We start from the raw sequence: 22,305 nt of genomic DNA on the forward strand, positions 1-22,305 counted from the left end.
AGATCATCGCACTTTCGGCTGTTGATGGATAAAGGAAGGTGTACACATGGAGAAGGTCTATTTTGACTTGCAAGGACAAAAGGAGAGAGCAGACCAGATTCTCGGCCTGCTCGTCCGCTACCACTTGCACGATTTCAATGCCGAAGGCCAGTATACGGGCATGGAGCCAATCGGTGGAATCAGGGAAAAATTATGGTTTGCGTACGCATTTCTGGCTGAGGGATCGGAGCGCGCTTGCCTGATCGGTAACGCCATTATTGCGTTAAGCCACTATCAACACTGTCATTTTTCTCCTAAGATCGCGATACAAATTATTATGAAATGCGATGAGATGCTAACCGACGCAGCAAGAAAAAGGCTGTACGCATATGTGGAGGAATCCATCGACGAATGCGCCTTGGAAGAGATGGACTTTGTTGGCGTCAATGACAATTTTCCTTGTATGAGTACCTTCACGACGTTGCTCGGCGGCAAGCTTCTCTCGCGACCTGATATGATCGAAATTGGTATCAAACGTTTGCATCAATTAAAACAAATGCTTACTCGCAGGGGCTTTGTCAGCGAATTTAACAGCCCTACCTATACGGTGATTCAGCTTGAAACATTGGCGGATATAGCAAATTTAGTGGACGATGCGGAGTTGAGAGAAATTGCCTTGCAATGCGAGGAACGCATTTGGGCGGATCAATTCGCCCGTTGGCATCCCGCTACGTCTCAAATAGCAGGACCCTATTCTCGTGCTTATACGGCCGATTCCACAGGACATACGCAGCAAGCAGCGATTTATACGGTACTTGGAGATCTAATGGCTGTCAATCCTTACAATACATTGTTTGCTTCCATAGATGGCGTGGAGGGATTCGAGATCCATCACAATATGGTGTTTCAACATATGGCTGTTGCGAGTTTTGTAAATACGATCTTCCATTGCCCGAAAGAGATTGTTGAGCATGCGTTGAACAAGACTTATCCATATGAAGTTACGGGCACAATGGAATTCTCTTCCTCTTCGGATGAGCACGCATGGGAATCTCCTCAGGATCCAGTATTAGCAGATGACATGGTCGAGTATCCAGCAGGTGTTGGCAGCAATACGACCTATATGACGGAAGACTACGCGCTGGGTACATCGACGCATGAGTTTCATAACGGGGTACAGACCGACTCTTTCCACTTACTGCTGCGCCGTAATCCGCATGCACAGCCTTCGTTGCGCAATGCCCGAGCAGTATACGCCAAGTTTACCGTAAATGAGAAAAAGCCCGGCCAGACGAATACGTATGAACGGATGACGTGCACTTCGCCGGAGTTTTCATTGTGGGATGAAGGAAGGAAGCTGGCTTTCCAGCACAAACAGACAGCTATGGTGCTATATAAGCCGAAGCGGTTTGGCCGATTGCAGGTGACGAGCCTAAAGCTGACCATCCTGATGCCATGCCCATACAGCGAGCCTGACGAAATTTGGCTGGGGGATCGGAAGCTGGAAGATTTGACGGGAGAAAGTCATGATCCTTGTCCGGTCTACGTCAAAGACGGAGCCGTTTATATGGCGTTTCATCCGCTGCTGCTTACCAATCATGGCAGACAGGCCGCTGTCCGAGTCGAAAGAGTGAATGGTTATCTGACGTTGTCCTTCTACAACTATGAAGGTGAGGCCCGGGATTTCGATCCGAAAACATTTGTATTAACAGGTAACGGTTTCGTCGTTCAGGTTTCGAGTGAAGATGAGTCTGAGGGCTTTGAAGCGTTTCGTGAGAGGGCAAGTCAAGTGCAGATTGAAGATAAAAACTTATCAAGCCCGCATTCCCGCCGTACCGTGCTGAGACGTACGCGGTTTCAGTCAGAAGGTGTAGCACTCGCTTGTGAATATAGCCCGATCAGCGAAGGAATTCGCTATATGGAGGTGAATGGGCAGGCGCTTACGAATGAGAAGCTTGCCATTACTGGGTATGATGTGAGCCGACTGCCTTTTATGTAACTGGTTGAAAAATTCATAGAACAAAGGAGTTTTGTTCATGCATGCTTTGAAGACGATTGCTAATCTTGAAGCTGGCAAAAGCCAATGTATCATTACTTATGGAACGAGCTTGACCGATGGAGCAGCTTGGGTGGAGGATATGAATACTCAGCTACAGGAGCGATATCCTGGACTTACTACCGTCATCAACAGCGCGAAAGCCGCCATGTGGTCACAGTGGGCGATTGACAACTTATCAGAAAAAGTACTCGCTCATAAGCCTGATTTGGTTTTTATCGAGTTTGCCATTAACGACGCTTATTTGCCGTATGAAACGACTATTGATCAATGCAGAAGTCGTTTGGTATCGATGATTGATCAGATTGTTGAATGTAATCCTGCTTGCGAGATCGTACTTATGACCATGAATCCTCCTGTAGGGGGTTCGCTAGAATTAAGACCTGCTTTTAATAATTATTACGATGTATACCGCTTGGTTGCCAAAGAAAGAGAGCTGCACTTAATCGATCATTTTGAACAATGGAATGCGATTTTACAGCACAATCTAGAGCAGTTTCGGCAGTGGGTACCGGATACCATTCATCCAATTCCTGAGGGTAGCCTTGCCGTGACGGCAAAAGGGGTCCGTGAATTGTTATTCAAGTAGTATTTTTTAGCGGAAAATACTTGAATTTATCTACGGGAGTGGTTATGATATAACTGAAATCTGAAATTTCAGATTGCCCTACTTATTGTGAAAGGGGGAGCGTATGTACGAATTAGAGCATACTGAACTTTCAGAGAAAGTATATCATTTACTTAAGAAAAAGATTTTAAACCGTGAGTTTGTTGGTGGGCAAAGATTAGATATGAACGACCTATCGCAAAAAATGAACATCAGTCGAACACCACTGAAGGATGCGGTCAATCGTCTGGTCCTTGAAGGTCTGATGGAAGTAAAGCCCCGGTCTGGGACATTTGTCGCGAGTTTAAACATATCGGATATTGAAGAGGTTTCTGATATTCGCTTAATGATTGAGATGTGGTGCGTGTCTCATCTTACGGAGTTGAAAGCGCAGAAACTTGCTGGAACACTTGAGGAAATCCTTGAAAGTTGTAAAGAGACATTGACTGTAGAGCCTTTTCCATTTGAAAATTTTCTTGAATTGGATGTTAGATTCCATCATGAAATTGTTCAGGCTGCGGACAATCAGCGAATGCTGGAGCAGTATAGGTCAATTAACAGTTTTCTGCATGCTGCAAGGATCTATTTCTTTCAGAGCTATGAACGTTCTTATTCGGGGCATGACGAACACATTGCGATTGTCCAAGCAATAAAGCGTTACGATTTACAAGATGCCTGTGCAAAGCTTGAAGAGCACATTCGAAATAGTAAGATCAATATGATTGATCACTTAAGTGAAAATGGAGGGGGCTTATAACGAGTTCCCTTTCTATTTTAACTAAAACTGAAATTTCACATTTCACATTTCAACTAAATTTAATGGAGGAGATAAAAACATGAACAATACTAAAGCGAATACCATTGCAGGATACGATTTCGATTTTTTGGAGCAAAAATTATACTCAGCGGTTATTGGCGACATTTTGGATGATTTAGGCTATCGCAATCAAACCTTCGGTGCAGGACTACGCTTGATTGATCCTAATCTGAAAATAAGCGGACGTTCTTTCACCGCACAAGCCACCAAAGTATTTAACATTCCAGCGGAGCCTTACAAATTGCAAATGGAAGCTATCGACGCTGTTTCACCGGGGGAAGTGTTTGTCGTTTCAACAGGGGCACCTGATGAGGCTGCTTTCTGGGGCGAATTAATCTCAACAGCATGCCGAGCACGCGGAGGCAGAGGGGCTATTATTGATGGTTTAAATCGTGATACGGCTAAAATTTTGGAGATGAAATTCCCTTTGGCGGCAAGAGGTCAGGTACCAACAGATTCGAAGGGGCGGGTTAATCTAATCCATTACCAAGAACCGATTGTGATCGACGGGGTACGCATTCATCCTGGGGATTATGTGTTTGCGGATATCGACGGTATTGTGTTTATTCCTCAAGCTATCGAGGAGGAAGTGATTGTGAAATCACTGGAAAAGGTCGAAGGTGAGAATTTGGTAAGGAAAGCCTTACAGGACGGCATGCTATGTACGGAAGCTTTTAAGACCTTTGGGATTCTTTAAAGGACTAATTTAATTCATTTTAAAAAGAGGGGCGTTCTCATGAAGCTAGGTCTTGGTTTATATCGCGATCGATTGACGAAAGATAATTTTCAATTTGCCAAGCAGGCTGGTTGTACGCATATCGTTGCTCATTTGGTGGATTACTACAATGGTGTTGAAGGTTTGCCATCTACGGATAAAGACCGTAACATGGGAATTGCAAGAACCAACGACGATGTATGGTCATACGAAAGCCTGATCGCCTTAAAGAAATCGATGAATGAAGAAGGATTGGAATTCGAGGCGATCGAAAATTTCAGTCCTGCGGATTGGTACGATATCCTTATGGATGGCCCGACGCGAAATGCTCAGATTGAAAACTTGAAGATGATCATTCGCAATGTAGGAAGAGCTGGCATTCCTATCATTGGTTACAATTTCAGTATCGCTGGTGTTTGGGGACATGTGAACCGTCCAGTGGCACGCGGGGGAGCCGTAACTGCAACTTTCAACCTCCAAGAAGGGCCAGAGGAAACGCCGATTCCGAACGGGCAGATTTGGAATATGACGTATGATTTTAACGCACCGAAAGGTTGCATACCTCCAATTTCCTCGGCTGAGCTTTGGGAGAGATTAGAGCGATTTCTTAAAGAGCTCATTCCCGTAGCAGAAGAAGCCGGCGTAAGATTGGCCGCTCATCCAGATGATCCTCCGATGCCGACGATCCGCGGATATGGTCGGTTGGTGAATCAGCCTCATTTGTATCAAAAGCTGCTTGATATCGCTCCAAGCCATAGCAATGCTCTGGAATTCTGTATGGGGACCATACAGGAAATGACTGATGGTAATGTCTATGAAGCGATCGACCAGTACAGCAAGCAAAATGCGATCGGATACGTGCATTTCCGCAATGTAATCGGCAAAGTGCCGAATTATCAGGAAGTGTTCGTGGATGAGGGCGATATCGATATGATCAAGGCGCTGCGTATTTTTAAGAGAAATAAGTTTGATGGTGTTTTCATTCCAGATCATACGCCGCAGATGACGTGTAAAGCACCATGGCATGCAGGTATGGCGTATGCATTAGGCTATATGAAGGCAGCCCTTTCTATCGTAAATAACGAATAATAGTTTGGAGGAAATCGCATGTTTACGGATCTGAGTGGAAAAGTAGCGGTGATAACGGGTGCTTCCAAAGGGATCGGACGCGGGATTGCAGTTCGCTTTGGACAAGAAAAGATGAAGGTTGTCGTTAACTATCATCACGATTCGGAGAAAGCCAAGGCCGTGGTGGAAGAAGTGAAGATGGCCGGTGGAGAGGGAATTGCTGTTCGTGCGGATGTAAGCAAAGAGGATGATATCAAACGACTCATTGACACGGCCGTAGAGACATTCGGAAGCCTTGACGTTCTAGTTAATAATGCAGGCATTCAAACGACTTGCCCATCCCACGAGTTAAGTTTGGAAGATTGGCACAAAGTCATGGATACCAACCTAACGGGCGCTTTCGTTGGGTGTCGTGAAGCGATCAAGTACATGCTGGCACATAACATTCAAGGGAATATCATTAATGTGTCGAGTGTTCATCAAAAGATTCCAAAGCCTTTCCACGTTCATTACGCTTCTAGCAAAGGTGGGTTAAGACTGTTGACCGAGACGCTTGCACTTGAATATGCCCCTCACGGCATTCGTGTCAATACGATCGCGCCAGGCGCCATTGCTACGCCTATGAATGAACATATTCTGTCCGACCCCGAGCAAAATGATGTTGTACGTTCACTCATTCCAATGAACCGTATTGGTGAACCGAAGCAAATTGCATCAGCTGCTGCGTGGTTAGCTTCAGAGGAAGCAAGTTATGTCACTGGCGTTACACTATTTGTCGATGGTGGCATGACGCTGTATCCATTTTTCTTGAAGGGGTAAGCGTAAGGGGGAAGCACGTTGCCTAGTTATAGATCTCAACGAAATTATGGATGTCGGGTTCATGATCAATACCGTTATTTCGACATGCGAACCGTTGTTTTGGAAAATGAATTGGTGAGGATATCCATTTTGGTGGATAAAGGCACGGAGATATTCGAGTTTCTATATAAGCCTAAGGATCTCGATTTTATGTGGCTAACCGAAAATGGTGTGCAAAATCCAAGTGCGTATTTGCCGACATCGCCTGATCCGATTTCTACCTTTATTGACTATTATCCAGGCGGATGGCAGGAGGTTTTTCCAAATGGAGGACCGACTAGCACGTATCTTGGCGCACAGTTTGGACAGCATGGGGAAGTGGCCCACATGCCGTGGGAATATAACATCATGGAAGATACGCCTGCGCGTATATCTGTTCAATTCTGCGTCAAGACCAAGAAGCTTCCTTGTCAGATAATCAAAACCCTAACTTTAGAGAGTGGATCTTCTTCTCTCCTAATTGAGGAGCAGCTAGAAAATTTCAGCGACGTTCCGTTGCGATACATGTGGGGGCAGCACATTGCTTTCGGCAAACCGTTCCTAGTACCAGGGTGCAGGATCAAGGTTCCAAACGATGTGAGAGTCATAACGGATTCACGAGGAGGAGCGACATATGAATGGCCGTATGTTGCAGCATCGTCGGGGGAGCGGATCGATATCTCCGAACTTCCAGCTAAAGGAACGCCTTCGGAGATGATGTACCTGACAGGCTTTGGAGAAAAAGCATGGTACAAGCTTGAGAACAATGATCTCGGCATGGGCATGCACGTCGAATGGGACGGAACTGAGATGCCGTACTTATGGTACTGGCAGGAGTATGGGGCAACCGAAGGGTATCCTTGGTTTGGACGGCATTACAATATTGGTTTGGAGCCGTTCTCTAGCTACCCGACGCTTGGGCTTGAAGAGGCCATCCGTAACGATAGTGCAGGATCGATTGGCCCTAGAGAAATGAAGACATTTCGATTGAAAGCATCACCTTATCAGATGGTAAAAATAGGTATGTAACTAACCCCCTTCACGTGAAGGGGGCTATTTCTTTTGTGTGTGATGTCCTGAAATTCCCAGGCGTAGTCCCCGTTATTCGCTTAAATGCATTTGAAAAATGAGGAACGTCAGTGAATCCACAAAAATGCGTAATATCCTCCATTGTGTAGTCCCCTTGCTTGAGCAGCTCTTGGGCATGCTGAATACGTAAATGTAAAAAATATTGATGCGGGGAAACACCGAATTTATTTTTGAATAGGGCGGAAAACCGGGAAGGAGAAAGACGAGCCCTTTTCGCCATATCTTGAAGTGATAACGGTTCGGAAAGATGAATCGAAAAGTACGATGTGATCCAGTTCAATGACTGGGGTCTTACCGACTTATCTTCTTGCTGAAGATCACTAAATTCTTTCAGCAGTCCAAGAATCATTTCCTCGAGCAAATGATTAGCTTCTAGTTGGCTGATGACATCTCCGTTTTGCCAAAGTCCAATCATTTTTAACAAGGATTCTTTATAGCTGGAATTGTGTTGGAATCGGAACTTAACAGGAATCGAGATATTCGCAAAGTCGTTCAGACGCGGTTGTACAAGATGCTGGTATTCAGTTAGATCAATCAGTCCTGGCTTCGTTGCAAAACTATGCTCCCGCTGCGCATGATAGAACAGATCGAAATGAGCGAAAGGTGTAATCGTACGAGTGATTCCTTTTAATGAACAGGGAAGATTAGGTTGAATGAGACAGAAATCGCCTTCCACACATGTATAAGTCACACCGTCTATTTCAAATTCGCAGGTACCTTCCTGAATATAAATCAGCAAATAATCTAGAAGTTTGCGGTTGGGAACCGTCCACCCAGGCTGCCTGATCGCATAGTCGGATTCTCGGATATAAGGGACGATCGGTTGATTTTTGATCACTTCAAGAAACGATTGATTCATGGAGAAGCTCCTTTTTTACCAGTGGATATAATAAGATTTTACAAGAAAACAGTAAGGTTTCACAATGCCTTTTTAAGATGATTCTTATATAGTTAAGTTAATTCTGAAAGACAAGAAATGGAGGATTAACGATGACTAGAGTCAATATTAACAATTTAGGTTTAATCCCGCTTGCAGGTGTTTGCAGTTATGAAGACGCTTGCAAAATCGGTTACGATATCGATCATAACGTGAATTTACTTAGGAGATACTTGTATTCCGAATCGCAGTTAACGAAAATTTTCGCAGCACATATCTCGAATACCCCCGAATGGGAAGTCAAGGGTGCTTTTGGATTGCACATTTGGTTAGACGCTGAGCATAGTGCCGCACTTCGGAAAAGGGTGACGGAGATGAGGGAACCGCCCTTGCATTTGGATAAAGTTCCTGATGCGCAGCTCGAGGCATTCTTTGGTGAAGTGATACGCGCAGAAACTACGTTGGAGCTATTGGTGGGCATTTATCGTGTTGCCAAACGGGAATTCGTCCGTTCTTTGAAAAAACATCTATTAGAAACCAATCCGCTAGTTGACCAGCCAACATGTCGTGCCTTGAAATTGATTTTAGTGGAAGAAGAAGAGATGATTTCATGGGGAGAAGCGGCTATTGAAGCCCTAATCCGAACAGAGGAAGATCAGCAAGCCGCCTTAGCATGGCAAAAACATCTCGAATCATTCCTTTATGCGGCAGGAGGTATTTCAGGGGACTTGGCTAAGCCAACAGAATGGCAATTAGCAGTTCCTCGTTCAGATGGGCAGCCATTTGAAATGAAGGTGGAGCCTCGTCGTGATGCGAGATTTTCAGATAGCTATAATTCAACAGCTAATTTCGACCACTATTATTTTGATGAAAATCGTCCTGCTGACGAAAGAACGTATGCACTCCTCTTTAAACGTCTCCGTGAGATGGATGTGCCTGAGTGGATGGGGCCCATTATTTATAAAACGACTGGAAAGCCATGGGATTACTATCAAGATTTGAGTAGGCAGTTATGGGACGAGGCTCGTCATTCGATGATGGGTGAAGTGGGTCTGTATCAGGATGCTGTTGCGTTTTACAAGTATCCCGTAGAATTTCTAACAACAATGGCATTGAATAAGACAGCAACGCCACTCGAGGCGCATCTTGTGCTTTGGTACATTGAGCAAGGGTTAATGCCGAAAGATACCGGGAAGCATTTTGAATGGGCTGTCGCCAAAGAATCGGATAACGAACTAGCCAAAACGTTCCAGGATTACGACTGGGCTGATGAAGTCTTGCATGCGCAAATCGGCAGGAAATGGTTAGTTTCTGAATTTAAGGATATGGGAGAACTTAAACAGCAAGCGGAAAGCGTCATGAATCGGAACTTAGCCGAGAAAGTCAGATTGAGCCAGAGATCCGAGCAGCAGGAATGGTGGCCAGATTTTCTAGCTGAAATTCGTGCAGGAAAAGAAAGAACACGTGGAGGAGTGACAGCATCATGAATTTAACGGATAAAGTATGTGTGGTTACAGGAGCTGCAAGAGGGATTGGCTACTCGTTAGCGAAACAACTTCTTGCTGCAGGCGCTAAAGTGATGCTTAGTGATGCCGACGAGAAGGCTTTAGAGGAAGCTGTGAAAAGCCTTGCTTCGGATCGTGTTATCGGAATTCGGACAGATGTTCGTTCTGAGGTGGATATTGCGGCATTAACAGCGGAGGCAGAATCTCGACTTGGACCGATTGCTGTTTGGATCAATAATGCAGGCGTTGCTAGGCATAAGCTGATTACTGAATATACGGAAGCGGATATCGATTGGATGATGGACGTAAATTATAAGGGCACCATTCTTGGCTGCAAGTATGCACTTCGTTCCATGCAAGAGCAGCGTGCAGGCCATATTATCAATATCATTTCAACAGCTGGCTTAACTGGAGTGCCTACGGAATCCGTCTATTGCGGTACGAAATTTGCTGTAAGAGGATTTACGCAAGCCCTTCAAGAGGAAGCAGCGCAATTCAATGTTCGTGTTTCTGGGATTTATCCAGGTGGAGTAAACACAGGGTTCTGGGATATCGCGCGCGAGCAAAAATCTCCTGTCGAGAAATATTTGACACCTGACGATGTGGCAAATGCTATTGTCTCCGTCATTCAAATGGACGATAACTGTGTGACGCATGAGATTGTGCTTCGCTCGATGAGAGACGCGAATTTTACGTTGCAGGAATTTGAACAATGAGACTAAGGCTGCATTCGGATATGATTCAATCTGAGGCGTTAGGTTCACGTCGCGTCTATCGTCTCTTACTGCCAGAACCGCGTCCAGTCGGTCGACTGCCCTTATTGATTTTGCTGCATGGCGTACACGGTTCTGAAATTGATTGGACGGAACAAGGTCAAGTCATGCAATCGATGCAGGCATTGCTGGATGAGCAGAAAATGGGTCCGATGGCGGTTCTTATGCCGTCGGATGGATTGACCGCCATCGGAACGGGGTATCTGAATTGGGATAGCGGTGGACCACATCTCTATGAAGATTATTTGTTGGAAGACTTGATTCCGCATATTGAAGAGAAGTGGAACGTAGGCGGAACAAAGGAAACACGTGCGATTAGTGGTTTATCTATGGGGGGATATGCTTCTATTCGGTTGGCGTTCGCGCACCCAGCGCGATTTGCTTCGGCCTCCAGCTTAAGCGGATTCTTCGATATCCAGGAGCTTGGTGAACTGATTGGTTCTGAAGATTTTTCTCGCATTTTTCAATCGGATGGGAATAGAACGGAGGAAGTATCACCCTTAACCATGTCCATTCCTCCCGGTAAGGACCTTCCTAAGCTTAAATGGGATTGCGGTGTAGAAGATCGTTATATTCAAATGAATCGTCAGTTGCATGAACGGTTGGAGGGGGATAGCGTTTCGCATTCCTATGAGGAATATCCAGGCGCACATACGTGGGATTATTGGCGTGAGCATATGAAAGAACATTTGATTTTTCATTTCAATATGATGAAAGAGTCCTCTTCTTGAGGTCTCTTTATTTGTTATATAATTGCGAAAACGCGCAAAATTAAAGTTTCGGGAGAACTCCATGGCAGCTAAATCGGATTACAAAAAGATGAGTCGTATCCTAAATGAAACCGCAGTTAATTTGCAGGGGGAAGATTTAGGCTTCAAGGTGCATTATTGGGGAGCCGTGCCGGAGCATTTTGATAATCCCTTACATCGGCATTCCTTCTTTGAAGTTTGCTATGTATTGGCGGGTGAGGGGTTCTACTTGGAGTCGGGCGAAACGTATCCGTTACAGGTAGGGACATTATTTTGTTCATTGCCTGGGAAATGGCATCAAATAAAAAGTGAGAAAGGCATCGAACTATACTATGTTGCATTCGAAGTAGACGATTCTTGTTCGACCGAAACAAGCTTACATCGCTATCTGCACATGATGAATGGTAATAAAATTATCGTGCCAATGGCTGACGATACCGTATCTGCGCAGACTTGGCGCATGCTATTCGCGATTTGTATGCAGGATCGTGCCATGACGAAAGAGCTGATTCGCTGTTATGCCTATGCGTTGCTTGTTTCTTTCTGCAGTGAATTTGTAGAGGGGAGTGTGACGGATGAAGCTCCAGAGCACCAACAAATTTCATCCTACTATTTACAAAGAGCAAAGCTATTTATCGATGATAATCTTTCTTCATCGCTAAGTATCCAGCAGTTGTCGGCTTATCTGAACATAACGGAGAGACACTTATCGCGCTTGTTTGCCAAGCAAATTGGGCAATCATTCTCCCATTATGTGCAAGAACGCAGGGTGAGGAAGTCCATGGAACTTCTGCGAGAAACGGACTGGACTTTAAGCCATATCGCGCAGGAAACAGGCTTTGAATCCGTGCACTATTATACAAGGGTTTTTAATCGAAAAATCGGCGTGCCCCCTGGCAAGTTTCGCAAATCCCAATTGTCGGAGCTACCAATCAGTTGATTGTGTTATTATGATATGAGGTAGTGAAGCACACGCCGTCTGTTACCGGTTCATAGAACCGTGCAGGCGGCTATTTTATTTCTAGGAGGCAGATGAAGATAGAGTCAATAAAGGAGCTGTTGAATTCGGACGAGTCATTCACGCATGCTTACACAAGGTTTATGGAAGAGCAAGTCAAGGGGAGCAAGGGAGAGAGGAGAAGAAGGCTGCTTAGTGAGAAGCGGTACGCGGAAACTCTGTTCTTAAAGGATGTATGGTGGCCAGCATTCGGTAACTTTCGACTTTTATTCGCTGAGTTTGAGCTTCGGGACTTTAAGGATGGCTGGCGGTTCTTGGATTTTGCATTCATCATCAACGTTACGCGCGTGTGCATCGAGATTGACCCGTATGGAACACATTTTCGCAACATTGATCGTAAGCAATACGATGACAATTTACATCGGCATAACGACCTCGTCTTGGACGATTGGAAAGTTTTACGGTTTTCGTTGGATGATATTAAGTACAATCCCCGCAAATGTCAACAGACGATCATGCAAGCAGCAGCGAAATGGGGTTTGGATGATACGAAACATCTACTCCAATTAATTCCTACCGAATATGCTGTTTGGAAATGGGTTGAAAACCAAGACGACCTGGTCACGCCAATATCAGTAGCTAAGGCGCTCCGAATTAACCGAGAAACATCCACTAAATATCTTAAATCACTTGTTCTCAAAGGATTAATTCTTCCTGCATCCAGAGAAGGAAAGAAGATTATGCGATATCGGGCAAAATCTTCGGGAAGAACCAACGGTTAGCTGGGTTAACCGCGGATATGGTGATTGACGCTGGATTTACCAGCATTGGAAAGAGATGTGTAACTAGACCGCCGTCTGACGCTGGATATTCCAGCGTCTGAATGTGTGGTGCAAGTAACGCACCTTCTAACGCTGGATATCCCAGCTTCTGTAAGTGTGGAGCAACAAACGCCCAATCTGACGCTGGATATCCCAGCGTCTGAATGTGTGGTGCAAGTAACGCCTCATCTGACGCTGGATATCCCAGCTTCAGTATGCGTGGTGCAACTAACGCACCATCTGACGCTGGGTAATCCAGCCTCTGTAAGTGTGGTGCTAGTAACGCACCATCTGACGCTGGATATCCCAGCGTCTGTAAGTGTGGCGCAACAAACGCACCATCTAACGCTGGATATACCAGCGTCTGAATGTGTGGTGCAAGTACCGCCCCATCTAACGCTGGATATTCCAGCGTCTGTAAGTGTGGAGCAACAAACGCCCCATCTGACGCTGGATATCCCAGCTTCTGAATGTATGGAGCAAGTAACGCCCCATCTGACGCTGGATATCCCAGCTTCTGAATGCGTGGTGCAAGTAACGCCCCATCTGAAGCTGGATATCCCAGCTTCAGTATATGTGGTGCAACAAACGCCCCATCTGACGCTGGATAAACCAGCTTCTGTAAGTGTGGTGCTAGTAACGCACCATCTGACGCTGGATATTCCAGCGTCTGTAAGTGTGGAGCAACAAACGCCCCATCTAACGCTGGATATCCCAGCTTCTGTAAGTGTGGAGCAACAAACGCACCATCTAACGCTGGATATCCCAGCTTCAGTATATGTGGTGCAACAAACCCACCATCTGATGCTGGATAAACCAGCTTCTGAATGTATGGCGCAACAAACGCACCATCAGACGCTAGAAGATCCATAGTGTGTTGAATTGTTTATTTTGGATCAAAAATGTCCGAATAGTGCAAGCATGTGTCTTGTTGCTTCAAAGACAATACGTACCTCAACGATTATCATATTAGTAAGCGCTAACACATGATAAATAAGGAGGAAATACAGTGGCTAATGCCTATACAAAAAGGGATTATTCGCTTACAGGACCCGAGAATAAGCGGGCACAGGATAAAGGATTAGTTGCTGCGGAATGGTACATGAGTCCAATTCCACGGAAGCGGCTTAAGGAACTCATGAAGCGTAAAGATGGACCTGCCATTCGCGATACGATCATTATGTTTGCTTGGCTCATAGGCACGGGGATACTTGCATATTATACATGGGGAACTTGGTGGGCAGTACCGGCCTTTATCGTATATGGCGTGAGTTATGCCTCGATGGCCGATTCCAGATGGCACGAATGCGGACATGGTACAGCATTTAAAACACCTTGGATGAATGATGCGCTCTATCAAATTGCCTCATTCATGGATTTAAGGCCGCCAACGCCTTGGCGATGGAGTCATGCTCGTCACCACACGGATACGTATATCGTTGGACGCGATCCGGAGATTGCGATGACAAGACCACCGGTTTGGCGTATCATTTTTGGAGAAATCATTCATATTTATGGCGGATCTAGAGATCTCAAAAGCATCATTCTACACAGTTTCGGAAAGCTGAAACCGTCAGAGCAGGATTATGTGCCTGAGTCCGAATATAAGAAAGCGATCTGGGTTTCACGTCTCTGGGTGTTGATCTTACTCGGCTTCATTATTTGGTCGATCCAAATTGGCAGCATCTTACCGCTGATGTTCGTGGGTCTTCCAACCTTTTATGGTCCCATTCTCCTGCTACTAGTAGGATTAGCCCAGCATTTGGGACTGCGTGAAGATGTACTCGATCATCGGTTAAATACGCGGACGATTTATTTGAATCCATTAACAAGATTCCTTTACTGGAACATGAATTATCATATCGAGCATCACATGTTTCCGATGATTCCCTATCATGCTTTACCTGCCCTGCATAAAGAATTGATGTTTGATTATCCAGCACCAAGTCCGAGTCTATGGGCAGCTCTCAAAGAAGTCATTGCAGCGTTGATTAAACAGAAGAAAGATCCACAATACGTAGTTGATCGTCCTCTGCCATCTACAGCTAATCCGTATTATTATGGCGTACAAACTGAGCAATCAGTGTCTTCTAAAGTGAGTACGGTACCACAAGCAATGATCAATTAACTTTTGAGGGGAAGATGAGAACATGGGTGGAAACCGAGCAGTTGTCTACAGTAAACCAGGAATCGTTGAGGTGCGTAATACAGATTATCCAGAATTAGTGCTTAAAGATGGTCCAGGCGTTAATCCGTTAAACGTTGGCCGGAAATGCGAGCATGGTGTCATTCTAAAAGTAATCACTACAAACATCTGCGGCAGCGATCAGCACATGGTTCGTGGCCGGACAACTGCACCATCAGGTCTCATTTTAGGCCATGAAATTACAGGGGAAGTTATTGAAGTAGGACGTGATGTTGAATTTATTAAAAAAGGAGATTTGGTCTCGGTTCCTTTTAACATTGCATGCGGCCGTTGCCGCAGCTGTAAAGAACGGAATACGAATGTGTGCTTAAACGTCAATCCGGATCGCCCAGGTTCTGCTTATGGATATGTAGATATGGGAGGATGGGTAGGCGGGCAATCGGAGTATGTCATGGTGCCTTATGCCGATTTCCAATTGTTGAAGTTCCCGGATAAAGAGAAAGCGATGGAGAAAATTCTTGATCTAACGATGCTCTCGGATATTTTCCCTACGGGTTATCACGGTGCGGTAAGCGCAGGCGTTCGACCAGGTTCAACTGTTTACGTTGCGGGAGCTGGCCCTGTAGGACTTGCGGCAGCGCACTCCGCACAGTTGCTCGGTGCCGCTGTTGTCATTGTCGGCGACTTGAATGCAGAACGCTTAGCACAAGCGAGAAGCTTTGGCTGCGAAACGGTCAATTTGCGTGAGCATCCTAACTTGTCTGAACAAATCGACCAAATCCTCGGCGTACCTGAAGTGGACTGTGCAATTGACTGTGTCGGTTTTGAAGCTAGCGGACACGGGAAGGATCATGGCGAAGCACCAGCTACGGTGCTTAACTCCATCATGGAAATTACGCGAGCAGGTGGCCGTCTAGGTATTCCAGGATTGTATGTAACCGGGGATCCAGGCGCTGTGGATGAGGACTCCAAAGTAGGAACGCTGAAAATCCGCATCGGCCTCGGATGGGCCAAATCTCATACATTGGTTACAGGTCAAACGCCAGTTATGCAATACAACAGAGACTTAATGATGGCGATTCTCAGCGGCAGAGCTCAAATTGCCAAAGCGGTGAATGCTACGCTTATTTCGCTGGATGCGGCTCCACAAGCGTATCAAGATTTTGATCGCGGTGTTTCAAGAAAATTTGTGATCGATCCTCACGGTCTTGTTAAATAAACCAACATGAAATACTTGGAGGTACATATGCAGCATTTAGAAGGTTGGATAGAAGCTTGTGAAGTTGATGAGATTGATGAAGAAGATGTCATCCGATTCGATCATGGCAATCGTACGTTTGCTATATATCGCACGGCCAAAAGTGATTTCTACGCGACGGATGGTTATTGCACTCATGAGAAATTTCATTTATCCGATGGGCTCGTGATGGGTAACATGATTGAATGTCCGAAACATAATGGTCGGTTTGACTACACAACGGGGGCGGCAAAACGTAGGCCAGTATGTGTTGATCTGATGACTTATCCTGTCAAGATTGAAGATGACAAGATCTTCATCAAGATTGACTGAGGAGCAAAGGAGATAAGCATGAGTCATTGGAATCGGATTAATGATGGATCCCTCCATCCACCCAGATTGGATGTTCAACAAGCCATTTGGGCCATGATCGGATTGGGAGAGAACGGTAAGGAATGGTCATTAGAACAGAAGTTTGAGAAAATCGCAGAAGCGGGCTTCACAGGTGTAAGTTATTTATTGCCTTCCAAGGAAGAGATGGACTTGTGGCACCGTTTACTTGACCGCTATAAGCTAAGTTTTAGCGCGATTGCCTTCCCTACCAAGCCACAAGATTTAATTGATATTATGACGGCTGCTAATGATTTTGGCCGAGTGCAGTATATCAACTCGCAGGTACTCGACTCCTTCGTCATTGATAAAGAAGCTGTTCAGTTACTAGATGGCTTGTTAAAGGTTTCAGATGAATTCCAAATTCCGCATTTTATCGAGACACACCGAGGAACGGTTACACAAGATTTAATCCGTACAGCCGGATATGTAGATACGCTTCCGAATCTCAAACTGATGATCGACTTATCGCATTATGTCGTAGCGGGTGAGATCCAAGGAACAAATGAGAAGGTTGAAGCTTTTTTTGATAAAATTCTGTCGCGGTCAGCGGGTATGCATGCACGTGTCTCGAGTGGTGAACAAGTTCAGGTAGATATCGGTCTGGATGGCGATCATCCTATGCTGGAGCATTTTACACGTTGGTGGCGTAAAGGCATGGGACATTGGCTTAAACAAGCGAAGCCAGGAGATTTATTCCCATTTTGCACAGAGCTTGGACCGCCGAACTTTTATGCAATGACCTACCTAGACGAACGAGGGCAGGAACATGAAGTTTCCGACCGATGGCAGCAAGCGTTACTGTTCAAAAGAATCATTGAGGAGCAGTGGAGGCAAGCACAAGCTGGAGAAGCGGTTTGTGAGGTTTCGGGATAGCTGGTTGGCGGAGTGACTTGACATAAATAAATGAAACAAAGGAGAGAGCCTTACGAGAATTCGTAGGGCTCTTTGCTTTCTCAAAAAAATTGACAAGGCTTTGTCATGATGGAATGGACGCGTTTTAAAATCATGGGGCGAGTTTGTGGTTAATGGTGTACCTATATTATGGAAGCACACAACACAATGGTAAGTAGGCCATTTTGTAGGTACAAGTCTTAGAACTTGTATCTGTTGTGTTGTCATTTTGCACTAAATCAGAAAAAGTATAGTTTTTTTTAATAGTTACAGTAGATATTCATGCATATATGTCTTATTAATAGAATGGGAACCTATCTAAAATACTATTATTATTTCATAAGTTATTTTATAATGAATGACTCCTAGTAGAAATTGATCCTCTTAGTAAAGGGTGAACCAAGATGAATATATTTCGATTGTATAAATCAAGAAAATATCTGTTGCGAATGCTGCTTTCTATTACCGTACTTATGGTTGTTTTTTTATCAGGAAGCACGTTGCTTCTATATTACAACTCCGATAAATCCATGCTGCAAATGCAGCAGCAAGCGGACTTAAAGGTGCTATCCCAAATCAAATACAATATCGACTATATGCATGATACGGTAAAAAACATTACGGTTTCTACCTATTTTGATCCTGATGTCGTCTATCTATCCAATATCGATGTGATGGATAAAGGCGAGCTCGCCCAAAAGTTGAACAGATTGGAAAAAACGGTGTTTAACTCCTCTTTTTTGCAAAATATTACGATCTACAACGCAAAAACGGGCTGTTATTACTCCACTTTGAGTAGTCTGAATTGCCAGGATGATGGGATGAATGGTCTTATTGATCAATATATCCATTCACAGACCAATATACCCATACTCACTTTTGTTCCCCTATTTAATGAAAAAATGTCACTTCCAGCCTTATCGATGTTTATTTATGACAGTAAGTCCGGGAGTAAACTGATCGTTACGATTAAACCAACCTGGCTCTTTGATAACTTAACGAATATGAATAAGATAACAGATGAATTGCGCGGCTCTATTTTTATTACTGACAAATCCGGAATTCCTATCCAAGATCAGCACACTGCCAATGTTACGTCAATGGACAGTATCGAATCGATTATCCGTGACAAAGTGAAGTCCGGTGTAACACAGGATTATCTCGTTTATGGCTCAGGTGAAAGCAAGTCGATTCTGAGCTTTATGGCATCCAATAAAAACGACTGGGTCATTGCAAGTGTTCAGCCTTATGAGGTGGTATCGAGTAAACTAAGCAATATGCGAGTAATCTCCTTAGTCATTATCATTGGATTTTTAATTCTGTCTATCGCGGGCTCTCTGTTCATTGCCTACCGCTTGTACCGTCCAATTGAACATTTGTTAAACCAAGTGACCTCCAACCGCCGTAAAGGAGCGGATGATCATTCAGATGTGGATGAATTAAAGTTTATTTCCACAGCATTTCAAGATGCTATGCATCAATTAGTCAAGCATGAGTCCGAAGAGCATATGAACCGGGACGCATTGAAAACATTTGCTTTGCGGAGACTGATTTCCGACGCGAGCTTGCCTACGCCAGAAGAGATGGAACAAGTCAATTGGGAAATTGATTTTAATGAAGAACTCCGCGTATGTGTGCTGTTAATTGATGATTTTGTTGAATTCGAATCAAATGCGAGCGAAGGTGAGAAGAGCTTATATAAGTTTGCAATCGCCAATATTACCAAGGAACTTGTGTCTAAAAGCGTGAAGTGCGAAGTGGTTCCGATGCTCAATGATCACTTCGTCTTACTCGTTGGCGGTGCGAATGAGTCTCAAGGCGATCAACTTCATTCATTGACACACACTTTAAAAGAACTTCAGCAAACACTTCTACAATATTACCGACTCTCCATTACGATATCGATCGGTGAAAGGGTTGAAAGATATCAAGAAGTTTCCCAACAATATAGTTTTACTATAGAGAATGCGTCTTATCGGATTATCTTCGGTAAAGGAAGCATCATCACGCCAGATCTTGTGGGGCATAATAATGAAAATGTAACTTTTCAATTTCCTACTGATGCGGAAAAGAAACTTACGGAAGCCATAAAGTCCGGGCAAGAGAAAGATTTCCAGGATCATTTGTTTCAATTGTTCCAACAAATGAAAGTCATGCATTTTAACAATATCATGTATGCGATTCTGCACTTACTCGCGTTAATTGAGAATAACGTTCGTGAAATGAATAGTCGAACTGTTAGACAAGTCAGCTTAGACTTTAAGCAGCAAGTGCAGTACATCATGAAACAAGAAACATTAGAACCGATGTTTGATTTGTTTTTGGCCATTTTCCAAGACATTCAGAAGCAGCGATCACAGGACGCGAAAGAACAGTCGAATCAAATCTTAACGGATACAGTGAAAGAAATGATTGAATTACAATACAGGGACTTGAATTTGAGCCTTCAAAGCATAGCGGCTGCAATGAAATTATCTTCGGCCCATGTCAGTAATAAATTTAGATTGCATGAATCGATGTCTATTAGCGAGTATATTAATGATTTTCGCTTGCGTAAGGCTCTCGAATTGCTTGAGACCAAAGATTACAGCATTACTCGCATCATGGAAATGGTCGGATATAACAATGAGAGCTACTTTTTCAAGTTATTTAAGAAGAAATTCGGCATCACACCGAAAGAATATCGCTTTAAAACAGTCGTTCAGGAGTAGAAATAGTATGGCTTTCTAGGTACGGAAGTACTGGGAAGCTTTTTTTTTTGCCTATTTTGGTCGGAAACACAGTGTTTTCGGGATTGTACGGGACAAAAGTGGAGTGTTTTTTGATTTTTACAGTAGTTAAGTGCATGGTATTTCCCTAATAATAAGGGCATACAACGACGGTTAAACACCGCAGGGAGGAAAGCAAATGCTGAAACAGGAGTGGAAGCACTTCAAACGTAATCAGGAATTGTTCGTCATGTCATTACCAGCAATCCTGTATAAACTAATTTTCAATTATTTGCCCATGCTCGGTCTCGTAATTGCCTTTAAACAATATCGATACGATTTAGGGATTTGGGGGAGTGAATGGATCGGATTTAAAAACTTTGCCTTCTTTTTTAAATCGGATAGCGCTTTTACAGTGACACGCAACACGATTCTTTATAACATGAGTTTTATTGTACTAACCTTATTGTTTGCGCTAACATTTGCGATTTTGTTGAATGAAATCCCTCGAAAATGGATTAAGCTGCATCAAACGACCTTGTTTCTACCCTATTTCTTATCGTGGGTTGTGGTCGGGTATATCGTTTTCGGGTTTCTGGATCACAAGAACGGGTTCATGAACGTCATGCTGCAGTCACTTGGTGATCAACCAATCAAATGGTATGAACAAGCAAAGTACTGGCCATTCATAATCATTTTGACGCAAATCTGGAAAGGCGTGGGCTTCTCAACGCTGATCTACTATGCAGGTATTCTCTCCATTGACTCCAGTTATTATGAGGCAGCTAAGATTGACGGCGCTTCCAAATGGCAGATGATTCGCAAGATTACAATACCATTACTGACGCCACTTATTATTATCCTGCTCATTGTTGCGATTGGTGGTATCTTCCGTGCAGATTTCGGATTATTCTATTTTATTCCGAACGATACGAGCTTCTTGTACAACGCAACCGATGTTATCGATACGTATGTATACCGATCACTGCGTGTAGTAGGGGATATTGGGATGTCTACAGCTATCGGGCTATATCAATCTGTTGTCGGATTCATTCTAGTGCTGTTGTCCAACTGGATTATCAAAAAAATTAACTCAGACAATGCGCTTTGGTAGGGAGGTGTTACATATATGCAAACAGAAAGCAGCAAAGTGAACTGGCCAGGCAATATCATTAATGTGCTATTCTGTATATTGTCGCTGGCGCTTATTGTACCTCTTATTCTCGTCATTTCCATATCGTTTACAGAAGAAAAATCGCTATTAGCACATGGCTATCATTTATTTCCTCAGGTTTTCAGTACGAAAGCTTATGAAATTATCCTTCATGCTCCCGATGCGTTATTACGTGCCTACGGGGTCACCATCTTCGTAACACTCGTAGGGACATCCATTGGATTACTCTTTACGACTCTCACAGCGTATACGATGTCGCGACGCGATTATCGTTACAGAAGAATCATGACACTGTACGTATTCTTTACAACGTTATTCAGCGGTGGACTTGTTCCATTTTACATTATGATATCGCAGTATTTGCACTTGAAGGATACCATTTGGGCGCTAATCGTGCCGTACTTGCTGAGCCCGTTTTTTGTTCTTGTTATGAAAGGGTTCCTGGATAAGCTTCCATTAGAAATCTTCGAGTCGGCCAAAATCGACGGAGCAAATGAATGGCGTATATTCTTCACCATGGTGCTTCCATTATCTATACCTGCGCTTGTCACAATCGGCCTGTTCATTTCCTTCCAATATTGGAACGACTGGTGGCTTGGCTTATTATTTATCGATAATCAGAAGTTAATTCCGTTACAATTGTTACTTTACCGCATCATGAGCTCGATTGAATTTTTATCGAATAACATTTCATCGGTGAATGTCGATTTTAATCTTGCAGACTTCCCAGCTTTATCGTCAAGGATGGCAATGGCTGTTCTTGCAGCAGGTCCGATGATGTTTATTTTCCCAATGTTCCAGAGATTTTTCATCAGCGGTCTAACCGTTGGCTCCATCAAAGGTTAAAAAACGATTCGTTATCAAACTGCAGCTCTTAGATGCAGCTGCTGTTGATATATAAGTTT

21 protein-coding genes are annotated in these 22,305 nt (G+C 44.0%); 19 read left to right on the plus strand and 2 right to left on the minus strand.

Annotated features, from left to right (window positions below; translation table 11 throughout):
• Window positions 1–46: 46 nt before the first annotated feature.
• The 7 genes from A8709_RS09500 (at window position 47) to A8709_RS09530 (ending at window position 7,108) form a co-directional block, all read left to right on the plus strand.
• The gene (locus tag A8709_RS09500; RefSeq protein WP_065852119.1) at window positions 47–1,978 is read left to right on the plus strand and encodes a hypothetical protein; all 1,932 of its coding nucleotides are present in this window, start codon (window positions 47–49) and stop codon (window positions 1,976–1,978) included.
• 37 nt (window positions 1,979–2,015) lie between these two features.
• A complete protein-coding gene (locus A8709_RS09505; protein ID WP_065852120.1) occupies window positions 2,016–2,624 on the plus strand; it encodes an SGNH/GDSL hydrolase family protein in 609 nt (202 codons plus the stop codon).
• 103 nt (window positions 2,625–2,727) lie between these two features.
• Window positions 2,728–3,399: a GntR family transcriptional regulator gene (locus tag A8709_RS09510; RefSeq protein WP_065852121.1), complete on the plus strand. Its 672-nt coding sequence runs from the start codon at window positions 2,728–2,730 to the stop codon at window positions 3,397–3,399.
• A gap of 79 nt (window positions 3,400–3,478) precedes the next feature.
• Window positions 3,479–4,156 carry an RraA family protein gene (locus A8709_RS09515; RefSeq protein WP_065852122.1) on the plus strand — a complete coding sequence of 226 codons (678 nt, stop codon included), beginning with the start codon at window positions 3,479–3,481 and terminating at the stop codon, window positions 4,154–4,156.
• Between the two features lie 39 nt (window positions 4,157–4,195).
• Entirely contained in the window at window positions 4,196–5,263 is a 1,068-nt protein-coding gene (locus tag A8709_RS09520) for a mannonate dehydratase (RefSeq protein ID WP_065852123.1), read from the plus strand.
• Between the two features lie 18 nt (window positions 5,264–5,281).
• Entirely contained in the window at window positions 5,282–6,061 is a 780-nt protein-coding gene (locus A8709_RS09525) for a glucose 1-dehydrogenase (protein ID WP_065852124.1), read from the plus strand.
• An 18-nt stretch (window positions 6,062–6,079) separates the two neighbouring features.
• Window positions 6,080–7,108, plus strand: a complete 1,029-nt coding sequence (locus A8709_RS09530; protein WP_065852125.1) for a DUF4432 family protein — start codon at window positions 6,080–6,082, stop codon at window positions 7,106–7,108.
• 10 nt (window positions 7,109–7,118) lie between these two features.
• On the opposite strand, the gene A8709_RS09535 is transcribed toward A8709_RS09530, so the two are convergent.
• Window positions 7,119–8,027 carry an AraC family transcriptional regulator gene (locus tag A8709_RS09535; protein WP_065852126.1) on the minus strand — a complete coding sequence of 303 codons (909 nt, stop codon included), beginning with the start codon at window positions 8,025–8,027 and terminating at the stop codon, window positions 7,119–7,121.
• Between the two features lie 131 nt (window positions 8,028–8,158).
• On the opposite strand from A8709_RS09535, the gene A8709_RS09540 reads away from it, so the two are divergent.
• The 5 genes from A8709_RS09540 to A8709_RS09560 all read left to right on the plus strand — a co-directional run bounded on the left by A8709_RS09540 (window position 8,159) and on the right by A8709_RS09560 (window position 12,812).
• Entirely contained in the window at window positions 8,159–9,532 is a 1,374-nt protein-coding gene (locus A8709_RS09540) for a hypothetical protein (RefSeq protein ID WP_065852127.1), read from the plus strand.
• Window positions 9,529–10,266 (plus strand): SDR family oxidoreductase, encoded by a 738-nt coding sequence (locus A8709_RS09545; RefSeq protein ID WP_065852128.1) that lies wholly within the window; start codon window positions 9,529–9,531, stop codon window positions 10,264–10,266. The genes A8709_RS09540 and A8709_RS09545 overlap by 4 nt, the downstream gene beginning before the upstream one ends.
• A complete protein-coding gene (locus A8709_RS09550; protein WP_065852129.1) occupies window positions 10,263–11,054 on the plus strand; it encodes an alpha/beta hydrolase in 792 nt (263 codons plus the stop codon). Before A8709_RS09545 ends, A8709_RS09550 begins: the two co-directional genes overlap by 4 nt.
• A gap of 61 nt (window positions 11,055–11,115) precedes the next feature.
• On the plus strand, window positions 11,116–12,012 hold the full coding sequence (locus A8709_RS09555) for an AraC family transcriptional regulator (RefSeq protein WP_065852130.1): 897 nt from the start codon (window positions 11,116–11,118) through the stop codon (window positions 12,010–12,012).
• A 92-nt stretch (window positions 12,013–12,104) separates the two neighbouring features.
• Window positions 12,105–12,812, plus strand: coding sequence for a hypothetical protein (locus A8709_RS09560; RefSeq protein ID WP_084224788.1), 708 nt, complete (start codon window positions 12,105–12,107; stop codon window positions 12,810–12,812).
• Here A8709_RS09560 and A8709_RS34040 read toward each other — a convergent pair.
• Window positions 12,769–13,722 (minus strand): hypothetical protein, encoded by a 954-nt coding sequence (locus tag A8709_RS34040; RefSeq protein WP_141692474.1) that lies wholly within the window; start codon window positions 13,720–13,722, stop codon window positions 12,769–12,771. The genes A8709_RS09560 and A8709_RS34040 overlap by 44 nt on opposite strands.
• Window positions 13,723–13,860: 138 nt before the next feature.
• On the opposite strand from A8709_RS34040, the gene A8709_RS09570 reads away from it, so the two are divergent.
• From A8709_RS09570 to A8709_RS09600, 7 genes are all read left to right on the plus strand, one after another.
• Window positions 13,861–14,979: a fatty acid desaturase family protein gene (locus A8709_RS09570; RefSeq protein ID WP_065852132.1), complete on the plus strand. Its 1,119-nt coding sequence runs from the start codon at window positions 13,861–13,863 to the stop codon at window positions 14,977–14,979.
• Window positions 14,980–15,001: 22 nt separating this feature from the next.
• Window positions 15,002–16,216 (plus strand): formaldehyde dehydrogenase, glutathione-independent, encoded by a 1,215-nt coding sequence (gene fdhA / locus A8709_RS09575; protein ID WP_065852133.1) that lies wholly within the window; start codon window positions 15,002–15,004, stop codon window positions 16,214–16,216.
• Between the two features lie 27 nt (window positions 16,217–16,243).
• Complete coding sequence (locus A8709_RS09580; RefSeq protein WP_065852134.1) at window positions 16,244–16,567, plus strand: MocE family 2Fe-2S type ferredoxin; 324 nt, start codon at window positions 16,244–16,246, stop codon at window positions 16,565–16,567.
• 18 nt (window positions 16,568–16,585) lie between these two features.
• A complete protein-coding gene (locus A8709_RS09585) occupies window positions 16,586–17,500 on the plus strand; it encodes a sugar phosphate isomerase/epimerase family protein (protein WP_065852135.1) in 915 nt (304 codons plus the stop codon).
• Window positions 17,501–17,922: 422 nt separating this feature from the next.
• Window positions 17,923–20,229, plus strand: a complete 2,307-nt coding sequence (locus A8709_RS09590; protein WP_065852136.1) for a helix-turn-helix domain-containing protein — start codon at window positions 17,923–17,925, stop codon at window positions 20,227–20,229.
• A gap of 196 nt (window positions 20,230–20,425) precedes the next feature.
• Window positions 20,426–21,340, plus strand: a complete 915-nt coding sequence (locus A8709_RS09595) for an ABC transporter permease (protein ID WP_065852137.1) — start codon at window positions 20,426–20,428, stop codon at window positions 21,338–21,340.
• 15 nt (window positions 21,341–21,355) lie between these two features.
• Window positions 21,356–22,246: a carbohydrate ABC transporter permease gene (locus A8709_RS09600; RefSeq protein ID WP_065852138.1), complete on the plus strand. Its 891-nt coding sequence runs from the start codon at window positions 21,356–21,358 to the stop codon at window positions 22,244–22,246.
• Window positions 22,247–22,305 lie beyond the last annotated feature (59 nt).

The organism is Paenibacillus pectinilyticus, from assembly GCF_001700435.1.
Lineage (GTDB): Bacteria > Bacillota > Bacilli > Paenibacillales > NBRC-103111 > Paenibacillus_E > Paenibacillus_E pectinilyticus.